The 11,908-nt window shown below is 59.0% G+C and carries 10 protein-coding genes; 8 read left to right on the top strand and 2 right to left on the bottom strand.

The features are described 5' to 3' along the window. Entirely contained in the window at positions 1–1,785 is a 1,785-nt protein-coding gene (locus ACRRSD_RS15825; RefSeq protein WP_435034231.1) for a GMC family oxidoreductase, read from the top strand. A gap of 12 nt (positions 1,786–1,797) precedes the next feature. Next, positions 1,798–3,099 (top strand): c-type cytochrome, encoded by a 1,302-nt coding sequence (locus tag ACRRSD_RS15820; protein WP_435034230.1) that lies wholly within the window; start codon positions 1,798–1,800, stop codon positions 3,097–3,099. 67 nt (positions 3,100–3,166) lie between these two features. Here ACRRSD_RS15820 and ACRRSD_RS15815 read toward each other — a convergent pair whose 3' ends face one another. Continuing rightward, positions 3,167–3,469, bottom strand: coding sequence for a hypothetical protein (locus ACRRSD_RS15815; protein WP_435034229.1), 303 nt, complete (start codon positions 3,467–3,469; stop codon positions 3,167–3,169). Positions 3,470–3,695: 226 nt separating this feature from the next. On the opposite strand from ACRRSD_RS15815, the gene ACRRSD_RS15810 reads away from it, so the two are divergent. From ACRRSD_RS15810 to ACRRSD_RS15800, 3 genes are all read left to right on the top strand, one after another. Continuing rightward, positions 3,696–4,754, top strand: coding sequence for a PA0069 family radical SAM protein (locus tag ACRRSD_RS15810; protein ID WP_435034228.1), 1,059 nt, complete (start codon positions 3,696–3,698; stop codon positions 4,752–4,754). Between the two features lie 238 nt (positions 4,755–4,992). Beyond that, a complete protein-coding gene (locus ACRRSD_RS15805; RefSeq protein WP_064116616.1) occupies positions 4,993–5,721 on the top strand; it encodes a carbonic anhydrase in 729 nt (242 codons plus the stop codon). A gap of 90 nt (positions 5,722–5,811) precedes the next feature. Continuing rightward, positions 5,812–7,338, top strand: a complete 1,527-nt coding sequence (locus ACRRSD_RS15800; RefSeq protein WP_435034227.1) for a SulP family inorganic anion transporter — start codon at positions 5,812–5,814, stop codon at positions 7,336–7,338. A 136-nt stretch (positions 7,339–7,474) separates the two neighbouring features. Here the strand turns inward: ACRRSD_RS15800 and ACRRSD_RS15795 are convergent, their stop codons facing one another. Then, positions 7,475–8,125, bottom strand: a complete 651-nt coding sequence (locus tag ACRRSD_RS15795) for a hypothetical protein (protein WP_122596900.1) — start codon at positions 8,123–8,125, stop codon at positions 7,475–7,477. 369 nt (positions 8,126–8,494) lie between these two features. On the opposite strand from ACRRSD_RS15795, the gene coxB reads away from it, so the two are divergent. From coxB to ACRRSD_RS15780, 3 genes are all read left to right on the top strand, one after another. Beyond that, positions 8,495–9,622, top strand: coding sequence for a cytochrome c oxidase subunit II (gene coxB, locus ACRRSD_RS15790; protein ID WP_435034226.1), 1,128 nt, complete (start codon positions 8,495–8,497; stop codon positions 9,620–9,622). 82 nt (positions 9,623–9,704) lie between these two features. After that, entirely contained in the window at positions 9,705–11,291 is a 1,587-nt protein-coding gene (gene ctaD, locus ACRRSD_RS15785; protein WP_064389745.1) for a cytochrome c oxidase subunit I, read from the top strand. A gap of 41 nt (positions 11,292–11,332) precedes the next feature. Further along, on the top strand, positions 11,333–11,884 hold the full coding sequence (locus ACRRSD_RS15780; protein WP_103302941.1) for a cytochrome c oxidase assembly protein: 552 nt from the start codon (positions 11,333–11,335) through the stop codon (positions 11,882–11,884). Positions 11,885–11,908 lie beyond the last annotated feature (24 nt).

Here is an 11,908-nt window from a genome sequence, read left to right as displayed (position 1 = left end):
ATGGCAACGGTAATGAAGAAGGTAGACGCGGTTATCGTCGGTTTCGGCTGGACCGGCGCGATCATGGCCAAAGAGCTGACCGAAGCGGGCCTCAACGTGCTGGCGCTGGAGCGCGGGCCGATGCAGGACACTTACCCCGACGGCAACTATCCACAGGTGATCGACGAACTCACCTACAGCGTGCGCAAAAAACTCTTTCAGGACATCTCGAAAGAAACCGTCACCATCCGTCACAGCGTCAACGACATCGCCCTGCCGAACCGCCAGTTGGGCGCGTTCCTGCCGGGCAACGGCGTCGGCGGTGCCGGCCTGCACTGGTCGGGCGTGCATTTCCGGGTCGACCCGATCGAGTTGCGCATGCGCAGCCACTACGAAGAGCGCTACGGCAAAAGCTTTATCCCCAAGGACATGACCATTCAGGACTTCGGCGTCAGCTACGAAGAGCTGGAGCCGTTCTTCGATTTCGCCGAAAAAGTCTTTGGCACCTCGGGCCAGGCCTGGACGGTGAAGGGTCAACTGGTCGGTCAGGGCAAGGGCGGCAACCCATACGCGCCGGATCGTTCCAACCCGTTCCCGCTGGAAGCACAGAAGAATACGGTGTCCGCACAACTGTTCGGCAAAGCGGCTACGGAAGTCGGTTACAAACCCTACAACCTGCCGTCCGCGAATACGTCAGGGCCGTACACCAACCCTTACGGCGCGCAAATGGGCCCGTGCAACTTCTGCGGTTTCTGCAGCGGCTATGTCTGCTACATGTATTCCAAGGCTTCGCCGAACGTGAACATTCTGCCCGCGCTGAAACCGTTGCCGAATTTCGAGCTGCGGCCTAACTCGCACGTGCTGCGGGTCAACCTCGACAGCACGAAATCCAAAGCTACCGGCGTGACCTACATCGACGGTCAGGGTCGCGAGATCGAGCAACCGGCGGATCTGGTGATTCTCGGCGCGTTCCAGTTGCACAACGTGCGTCTGATGCTGCTTTCCGGCATCGGCAAGCCGTACGACCCGATCAGCGGCGAAGGCGTGGTCGGGCGTAACTTCGCCTACCAGAACATGGCGACCATCAAGGCGTTCTTCGACAAGGACACCCACACCAACAACTTCATCGGTGCCGGCGGCAACGGCGTGGCGCTGGACGATTTCAACGCCGACAACTTCGACCACGGTCCGCACGGCTTCGTCGGTGGCTCGCCGATGTGGGTCAATCAGGCCGGCAGCCGACCGATTGCCGGCACGTCAAACCCGCCGGGCACCCCGGCCTGGGGCAGTGCGTGGAAGCGTGCGACCGCCGATTACTACACCCACCAAGTGTCGATGGACGCCCACGGCGCGCATCAGTCCTACCGTGGCAACTACCTCGATCTCGATCCGGTGTACCGCGATGCCTACGGTTTGCCGTTGCTGCGAATGACCTTTGACTGGCAGGAAAACGACATCAAGATGAACCGCTTCATGGTCGAGAAAATGGGCAAGGTCGCTGAAGCGATGGGGCCGAAAGCCATCGCGGTGATCGGCAAGAAAGTCGGTGACCATTTCAACACGGCGTCGTACCAGACCACCCACCTTAACGGTGGCGCGATCATGGGTACCGATCCGAAGAAGAGCGCGCTGAACCGCTACCTGCAGAGCTGGGACGTGCACAACGTCTTCGTTCCGGGTGCTTCGGCATTTCCGCAGGGCCTGGGTTATAACCCGACCGGTCTGGTCGCCGCGTTGACCTATTGGTCGGCGAAGGCGATCCGCGAGCAATACCTGAAAAATCCCGGCCCGCTGGTTCAGGTTTAAGGAGCGATGACCATGAAAAACCTCGTTATCGCGACCCTGGCGCTGCTCGGCAGTGCCGCAATCCATGCGACTGAAGTTGATCAAAGTTTGATCAAACAAGGCGAATACCTCGCCCGCGCCGGTGACTGCGTGGCCTGCCACACCGCCAAGGGCGGCAAGCCGTTCGCCGGCGGTCTGCCGATGGAAACGCCGATCGGCACGATCTACTCGACCAACATCACCCCGGATAAAACCGGCGTCGGTGAATACAGCTTCGAAGACTTCGATCAGGCCGTACGTCATGGCGTCGCCAAAAACGGTAGTACGTTGTACCCGGCGATGCCGTATCCATCCTACGCCCGCGTCAGCGAAGGCGATATGAAAGCGCTGTACGCGTACTTCATGCACGGCGTCGAACCGGTGGCGCAAGAGAACAAGGCCAGTGATATTCCATGGCCGTTGAGCATGCGCTGGCCGCTGATGGGCTGGCGCTGGATGTTTGCGCCGAAGGTCGAGGACTATAAAGCGAGCGGTGACGATGCCGTCATCAGCCGGGGCGCCTACTTGGTCGAAGGCCTCGGCCATTGCGGTGCCTGCCATACGCCACGTGCGCTGACCATGCAGGAAAAATCCCTGAGCGCTGCCGACGGCAGCAACTTCCTCGCCGGCAGTGCGCCGCTGGAAGGCTGGATCGCCAAGAGCCTGCGCGGTGATCACAAGGACGGTCTGGGCAGTTGGAGCGAAGAGCAACTGGTGCAATTCCTCAAGACCGGTCGCAGTGATCGCAGCGCGGTGTTCGGCGGCATGAGCGATGTGGTCACCCACAGCATGCAGTACATGACCGACGCCGACCTGACGGCGATTGCCCGCTACCTCAAGTCACTGCCGGCCATTGATCCGAACGATCAGCCGCATCAGTACGATGAGAAAGCCGCCAAGGCGCTGTGGAACGGTGATGACAGTCAGCGTGGTGCTGCGGTGTACATCGACAACTGCGCCGCGTGCCATCGCACCGATGGCCACGGTTACACCCGGGTGTTCCCGGCGCTGGCGGGCAATCCGGTGCTGCAATCGGAAGACCCGACGTCGCTTATCCACATCGTGCTCAAGGGCGGTACGTTGCCGGCGACGCACACGGCGCCCTCGACCTTCACCATGCCGGGCTTCGCCTGGCGCCTGTCGGATCAGGAAGTGGCGGACGTCGTCAGTTTCATCCGTGGCAGTTGGGGTAACAAAGGTGCGCCGGTTAGCGCCAAAGAAGTTGCCGGCTTACGCAGCGACGATATGAAAACAACGTCCACTGATGATCTTGGCCAAGTAACCGAACATCATTAACAACAGAAACCCTGCATGAATCATTCATGCAGGGTTTTTAATATGCGTATTGCAACAGGTTTTTATCTTAAGGATTGACGATACTTACATAGGCCTTGGCCAGTGCAATCAACTTCGCCTTGTCATCGTTATCAATATCACCATCGCCGTCGACATCTTTCTTGTTGGTGCGAATCGTGAAAGTCTTGCCACGGTCGCTGGACACCGCTTCCATGTAGATCGAATCCACCAGGGTCTCGGTGGACAGCTCTTGCTCGGCGTTCCAGCCCAGTTCCTTACGCGCCAGTTGCATCGAAACAATGGTGTTGGGTTCAGAAGCACTTGGCAGCATCATTTGTACAAATACGCCGCGCTGATTGAGATAAGACATGACTTAAATCCTTTTAACCTGATTACCGGACAACAGTCCGGGGGAAGTGCGAAAGACTATATTCGATAACTTGGCGCGACAATGGAACATATGTATCTCGGGTTGTACTTGACCTTTGCACATATATTAACTTTGCCACTCAGCAGTTATCCCAACGCTGAACGGTACTGGATTGCATCGGCTGTGCTCAGGTACTGTATGCATATACAGATCAGGAGCCTGCCCAATGATCAATTCTCTCCCGCCCCGTGGTCGCGGCACCGCCAGCAACCCACACAACCGCTTCGCGCCGAACCGTTCGGTGGCCGAGGATGACGGCTGGTATCAGGAAGTGCCAATGACCCAAGGCACCGAGGTGATGATCGAAACCGCAAAAACCATCATCACTCGCAACACATCTCCGGATCTGCCCTTTGACCGCTCGATCAATCCTTATCGCGGCTGCGAACACGGCTGCATCTATTGCTACGCACGGCCCAGCCACGCCTATTGGGACATGTCGCCCGGGCTGGATTTCGAAACTAGGCTGATCGCAAAAACCAATGCCGCCCAGGTGCTGGAAGAACAGCTCGGAAAAAAAGGCTATCAATGTGCGCCGATCAATCTGGGCTCCAATACCGATCCGTATCAGCCAATCGAGCGCGAACACAGAATCACCCGCCAGACCCTCGAAGTGCTGCTGCGCTACAAGCACCCGGTAACCATCGTCACCAAAGGCTCGCTGATTCTGCGCGACCTCGATCTGCTGACCGAGCTGGCGCAGCAACGTCTGGTCGCGGTGATGATCAGCCTGACCACGCTGGACGACGAACTCAAACGCATCCTCGAACCGCGCGCCGCTGCACCCAAAGCGCGGTTGCGCGCCATTCGGGTCATGCGCGAAGCCGGCATTCCGGTCGGCGTGCTGTGTTCGCCGATGATCCCGATGATCAATGACAGCGAAATCGAAAACCTGCTCAACGAGGCCCACGCAGCGGGCGCGCAAAGCGCGGCCTACATGATGTTGCGCCTGCCGCTGGAAGTGGCGCCGTTATTCGAGGAGTGGCTCGCCGCGCACTATCCGCAGCGAGCCACGCATGTGCTGAGCCTGATCCGCCAGAGCCGTGGTGGCGAGCTCTACGACAGCCGTTTTGGCGCACGCATGCGCGGTGAAGGGGTGTTCGCCGACCTGCTCGCGCAGCGCTTCGCCAAAGCCATCAAGCGTCTGGGCATGAATCATCGCGAAGGCTACAACCTCGATTGCACTGCCTTCTGTCCGCCGGGTCGCCAGATGTCGTTGATTTAGCGACAATTGGCCTATGGTTGAGGGGTTGGAATCCTTCCGCCGAAATCACCCAGTCACGTTTTTTGTGACCTGGAACACACGTTCTAGAGCGTTTGATTCAGTTTGAGTTAAGTTTCGGCGGCTACCTTGTTCATCGAGTGACTGACGGGTCGGGATGACCCGGATAGTTTTAAACAGCCACTGGCTTCATACCGGAATACCGGGGAAGACTCCCTGAATCCGCCTAAGAGGATGAATCATGAGTGACAAGGATAAACAGCCGTTGGCTGCGTCGGCGCAAACCCCTGAAGCGGAATCCGCCGATGCAGCGCTGCGACAGATCGTTGACGGCTTTTTGCATTTTCATCATGAAGTTTTTCCCCAACAGGAAGAACTCTTCAAGAAACTCGCCACGGCCCAGGCGCCAAAGGCGATGTTCATCACTTGCGCCGACTCGCGCATCGTCCCCGAACTGATCACCCAGAGTTCGCCGGGCGATCTGTTCGTGACCCGTAACGTCGGCAACGTCGTGCCGCCCTACGGCCAGATGAACGGCGGCGTGTCCACCGCGATCGAATACGCGGTGCTGGCGCTGGGCGTGCAGCACATCATCATTTGCGGCCACTCCGATTGCGGCGCCATGCGTGCGGTACTCAACCCGGACAGCCTGGAAAAAATGCCGACAGTCAAAGCCTGGCTGCGCCACGCTGAAGTCGCGAAAACCATGGTGCACGACAACTGTCACTGCGCCGACGAAAAAGAAAGCATGCCGATCCTCACCGAGGAAAACGTCATCGCCCAATTGCAGCACTTGCGTACCCATCCTTCGGTAGCCTCGCGCATGGCGAACGGTCATCTGTTCATCCATGGCTGGGTCTACAACATCGAAACCAGCGAAATCAAAGCTTACGATGCGGATCAGGGCCGTTTCCTGCCGCTCGACGGTAGCCATCCGATCCCGGTGGCGACGCCCAAAGCGCGCTTCTAAATCTTCCTAACAATCTGTGTGGTTTGACGCCGGCCGCTGTTTCAGCGGTTCGGCGAAGCCATGCCTGAAGAAAACTTCGGGAGAATCGCCATGCGTGCGGCTCAATTGAAAGCGGTGTTGCCACGGGAGCTGCTCGCTTCAGTGGTTGTGTTTCTGGTCGCCTTGCCGCTGTGCATGGGTATCGCGATTGCGTCTGGGTTGCCGCCAGCCAAGGGTTTGATCACCGGGATCATCGGTGGTCTGGTAGTCGGTTGGCTGGCGGGTTCGCCGCTACAGGTCAGTGGGCCGGCGGCGGGCTTGGCGGTGTTGGTGTTCGAGCTGGTGCGCCAGCACGGCATCGAGATGCTCGGGCCAATTCTATTGCTCGCCGGTTTTCTGCAACTGGTGGCCGGGCGCTTGAAGCTCGGCTGCTGGTTTCGGGTTACGGCGCCAGCGGTGGTCTACGGGATGCTGGCGGGGATTGGTGTGCTGATCGTGCTGTCGCAGGTGCATGTGATGCTCGATGCGTCACCGAAGCCCTCGGGCCTGGATAACCTTACGGCGTTCCCGGCGGCGGTAGCGCAGGCCTTGCCGTCGTTTGGCTGGCAGGCCGGGTTGCTCGGGTTGTCGACGATTGCGGTGATGTGGCTGTGGGAAAAATTCCGCCCACATTCGTTGCGCTTCGTTCCGGGTGCCTTGCTCGGTGTGGGTCTGGCGACCGGGGCAAGTCTGTTGCTCGCTTTGCAGGTCAAGCGCGTTGAAGTACCGGCGAATCTAGCGGAAGCCATTGATTGGCTCAAGCCTGCAGACTTGCTTAGCCTGGCCGATCCGACATTGCTGATCGCGGCGTTCGCGGTGGCGTTTATCGCCAGCGCGGAAACCCTGTTGTCCGCTGCAGCGGTGGATCGCATGCACAGCGGCGTGCGATCGGACTTCGACCGTGAACTGTCGGCGCAAGGTGTCGGCAACATGCTCTGCGGTCTGCTCGGCGCGCTGCCGATGACCGGGGTGATCGTGCGCAGCTCGGCCAATGTCCAGGCCGGTGCGACCACGCGTTACTCGACGATCTTCCATGGCCTGTGGCTGCTGGCGTTCGTGTTGTTGCTGTCGAGCGTGCTGCAAAGCATTCCGGTGGCGAGCCTGGCGGGCGTATTGGTGTACACCGGTTTCAAACTGGTCGATCTCAAAGCGTTTCGAGGTTTGGGTCGTTATGGGCGCATGCCGATGTTCACCTACGCGGCGACAGCGCTGGCGATCATCTTCACTGACCTGCTGACGGGCGTGTTGATCGGTTTCGGTCTGACGATGTTGAAACTGGCGTTCAAGGCTTCGCGATTGAAGATCAGCCTGATTGATCTGCCACAGGATGGAGAGATGGAGTTGCGTCTGGTCGGTGCGGCAACGTTCCTCAAAGTGCCGGCGCTGACACAGGTGCTAGGCAGCATTCCTCACGGCACGACGGTGCATGTACCGCTGAATAATCTGAGCTACATCGACCATTCGTGTCTGGAGTTGCTGGAGGAGTGGGGCCGGGCGAATGCGGCGAAGGGGTCGAAGCTGTTGATCGAGTCGCGCGGGTTGAAGCGCAGGCTTGAGGGACGGATTCGAACTAACACTGGCATCGGTGCGGCCGGCTAGATAATCCATTGTCAACACAAACCCTGTGGGAGCGAGCCTGCTCGCGAAAGCGGTGTATCAGCCAACAGAGATGTTGAATGATCGAGCGCATTCGCGAGCAGGCTCGCTCCCACATTGGATCTATGGCGTATGAGGCTTACGCAGCAGGCTGATCGAGTTCCAGGCCCACACCCAGTCGGCGACCCATGCACGGCCAGCGTTTCCACGCGGCGCCGGTGTCCGGGCTGCTGAGTTTTTCGCGGTAGACCTCTACCGACTCCAGGGCAAAACTCTCATCGTTGAGCATCTCGTCAATGGCGTGATGCACCGCTTCATCCAGTTGGTTGGCAAATTCCTCACCGATCAATTGGTGAGCAATCAAGTTGGCGACCGTCATGTCCAGGGGGATCAGTGGCTGGCCGAAATGCTTGATGTACAGGTCGTTGACCTCTTCGACAAAACGGTGTGCCAGATAGGCTTCGTCGAGCAGGCTGTCCAGGCCAACGTGCCCGGCCATGATGGCTGGCGGCTGGAGGAAATACTGCTCGGCGATTTTCAGCACCGGTTTGATCTGAGATTCGATTCCCGCTTCCCTGGCGACTTCATTGGCTGCATCCAGCAGGTCTGGGACTTCATCGATGTAGGCGGCGACAAAACGCGTCAGCACGCCCTGGGCGTCGGCTTCCGGCAATTGGATCGCCGGGTGTAAATGAGGCAGCTTGCTTTCCAGCTGACGGGTCAGCAGGCCGGTGTCTTTTTCGTGTTGTTGGGCTTTTTGGATCTGCTCGCGCAATGCGGCGGTGTTCATGAAAACTCCAGGGAACAAGGCAATGAAATAGGGAAGACATAACTTAGCTGGCTTACGAAAAATGCTAAGACGCATTTGTCATAATTATTTCATCCTTGATGCGCCTGCGTTATATCGGTTTGCCACCATTCGTCTGCATCCTTCTCCATTCGTGCCCTTGAACGCAAGTCCCCGCTGTTTCAGTTGATTTACGTCCCCACATTGCAATTTCCCGTCGCTGTCTATACTCGCCAGTGAATGGAGTTAGCTGATGACGCCCGACTGCACCCGCAGCAAGGCCCGGCGATTCAAGTTCGTAGTCTGATGCAGCCGCTCCCTTGCCGCAGGCGAAAGCCGGCGGGATAACAAGAACGATAAGGGGAACCCGCAATGATGCGACATCCACACGTCTGGATGGGCCTCCTGTTGTGGTCGATTTTCAGCCAGGCCAACGCCGCCTGGACTGTGAATATGGCGCCTGGAGCGACTGAAATCAGTCACGCAGTATTCGACCTGCACATGACCATTTTCTGGATCTGTGTGGTGATCGGGATCATCGTCTTCGGCGCCATGTTCTGGTCGATGATGGTGCACCGCCGTTCTACCGGGCAGGTCGCCGCAAAATTCCACGAAAGCACCGGCGTCGAAATCATGTGGACCGTCGTGCCGCTGCTGATTCTGGTGGCCATGGCCGTACCGGCGACCGCCACCCTGATCAAGATGTACGACACCAGTGAGCCGGACATCGATATCCAGGTCACCGGTTATCAGTGGAAGTGGCACTACAAATACCTGGGCCAGGACGTCGAGTTCTTCAGCAACCTGGCCACCCCCGGCGAGCAGATCCACAACAAGGAAGCCAAGGGCGAACACTATTTGCTTGAGGTCGACAAGCCATTGGTGCTGCCGACCGGGGCCAAGGTGCGCTTCCTCGTAACCTCCGCCGACGTGATCCACTCCTGGTGGGTGCCGGCGTTTGCGGTCAAGCGCGATGCGATCCCGGGGTTCGTCAATGAAGCCTGGACGCGTATCGACAAACCCGGGCTTTACCGTGGTCAGTGCGCCGAACTGTGCGGCAAGGATCACGGCTTCATGCCGATCGTGGTCGAGGTCAAAGACAAGGCCGACTACGAGAAATGGCTCGCCGAGCGCAAAGCCGAGGCCGCGCAGCTTAAGGAGCTGACCAGCAAGGAATGGACCCTCGACGAACTCAAGGAACGTGGCGACAAGGTCTACCACACCACCTGCGTTGCCTGTCACCAGGCCGAAGGCCAAGGCCTGCCACCGATGTTCCCGGCACTCAAGGGCTCGAAAATCGCCACCGGTCCGATCAAGGACCACCTGAGCATTGTTTTCCACGGCAAGCCCGGCACCGCCATGGCGGCGTTCGGCAAACAGCTGTCGGAAGTCGATATCGCAGCAGTCGTGACCTACGAACGTAACGCCTGGGGCAACAACAAGGGCGACATGGTCACGCCAAAAGAAGTGCTGGAGCTGAAACAGGCGGAAAGCAAATGAGCCGGTCTATCGCGTACCTCGTGAACCGGCCGGGGCACCACGCCCCGGCCCGCCCCGCCCACTCACGTAAAGGAGACCGGCCATGAGCGCTGTCATCGATGACCACGGTCATGCCGACCACGCCCACGGCCCCGCCAAAGGCCTGATGCGCTGGGTGCTGACCACCAACCACAAAGACATCGGCACGCTGTACCTGTGGTTTGCGTTCCTGATGTTCCTGCTCGGCGGCTCGTTCGCCATGGTGATCCGCGCCGAGTTGTTCCAGCCCGGTCTGCAGATCGTCGAACCGGCGTTCTTCAACCAGATGACCACCATGCATGGTCTGGTGATGGTTTTCGGTGCGGTGATGCCGGCGTTCGTCGGCCTCGCCAACTGGATGATCCCGCTGATGGTCGGCGCGCCGGACATGGCCCTGCCACGGATGAACAACTTCAGCTTCTGGCTGTTGCCGGCGGCGTTTCTGCTGCTGGTCTCGACCCTGTTCACCCCCGGTGGCGGGCCGAATTTCGGCTGGACCTTTTACGCACCGCTGTCGACGACCTACGCGCCGGAAAGCGTGACCTTCTTCATCTTCGCCATCCACCTGATGGGGATCAGTTCGATCATGGGCGCGATCAACGTGATCGCGACCATTCTCAACCTGCGCGCCCCCGGCATGACCCTGATGAAAATGCCGCTGTTCGTCTGGACCTGGCTGATCACCGCGTTCCTGCTGATCGCGGTGATGCCGGTGCTGGCCGGGTGCGTGACGATGATGCTGATGGACATCCACTTCGGCACCAGTTTCTTCAGTGCTGCCGGCGGCGGTGACCCGGTGCTGTTCCAGCATGTGTTCTGGTTTTTCGGGCACCCTGAGGTGTACATCATGATCCTGCCGGCGTTCGGCGCGGTCAGCCAGATCATCCCGACCTTCGCGCGCAAACCGCTGTTCGGCTACACCTCGATGGTCTACGCCACGGCGAGCATCGCCTTCCTGTCGTTCATCGTCTGGGCGCACCACATGTTCGTGGTCGGCATTCCGTTGGTGGGCGAGCTGTTCTTCATGTACGCGACCATGCTCATCGCGGTGCCGACCGGAGTGAAGGTGTTCAACTGGGCCAGCACCATGTGGCAAGGCTCGATGACCTTCGAGACGCCGATGCTGTTCGCGGTGGCGTTCGTGATCCTGTTTTCCATTGGTGGCTTCTCCGGGCTGATGCTGGCCATCGCCCCGGCAGACTTCCAGTATCAGGACACCTACTTTGTGGTCGCGCACTTCCACTATGTGCTGGTGCCGGGGGCGATCTTCGGGATCTTCGCCTCAGCCTATTACTGGCTGCCGAAATGGACCGGGCACATGTACGACGAAACCCTCGGCAAGCTGCATTTCTGGCTGTCGTTCGTCGGCATGAACCTGACCTTCTTCCCGATGCACTTCGTGGGACTGGCGGGGATGCCTCGACGGATTCCGGACTACAACCTGCAGTTCGCCGACTTCAACATGGTCTCGTCGATTGGCGCGTTCATGTTCGGCGCCACGCAGATCTTCTTCCTGTTCATCGTGATCAAGACCATTCGCGGTGGCGAGCCTGCGCCGGCCAAGCCGTGGGACGGTGCGGAAGGTCTGGAGTGGAGCGTGCCGTCACCGGCGCCGTATCACACCTTCACCACACCGCCGGAAGTGAAATGAACAGAGATCTCCCACAAGGGATCTGGTGCGAGGCATGAACCATGGCTGACTCGATCTCGATGAAAAAACTCGTCACCCGTCTGCTCGGTGTAGTGGTGGCGATGTTTGTCTTCGGCTTTGCCTTGGTGCCGATCTACGACGTGATGTGCAAAGCCTTCGGCATCAATGGCAAGACCGCCGGACAGTACGAAGGCGAGCAAGTGGTCGACACTTCGCGCCAGGTGCGCGTGCAGTTTCTCTCGACCAACACCGCCGATATGCCATGGGACTTCTACCCCAAGCACGACGAACTCACCGCCAACCCCGGCGCGGTCAACGAGATGATTTTTATCGCGCGTAATCCCACCGACAAACCGATGAGTGCGCAAGCCGTGCCGAGTATCGCGCCGAGCAACGCCGCGGCGTATTTCCACAAGACCGAATGCTTTTGTTTTACCCAGCAGGTGCTGCAGCCCGGTCAGCAGATCGAGATGCCGGTGCGCTTCATTGTTGACCGCGACATGCCCAAGGATGTGAAGCACCTGACGCTGTCCTACACGCTGTTCGATATCACCGCCCGACATCCGCCGGTGGCTGTAAACACTGGCGGTTGAGCGTGCCCGATAAGGAGAACAATA

The organism is Pseudomonas neuropathica (assembly GCF_051174785.1).
Classification (GTDB): domain Bacteria; phylum Pseudomonadota; class Gammaproteobacteria; order Pseudomonadales; family Pseudomonadaceae; genus Aquipseudomonas; species Aquipseudomonas neuropathica_A.
This window is presented reverse-complemented; position numbering and strand designations above follow the sequence as displayed.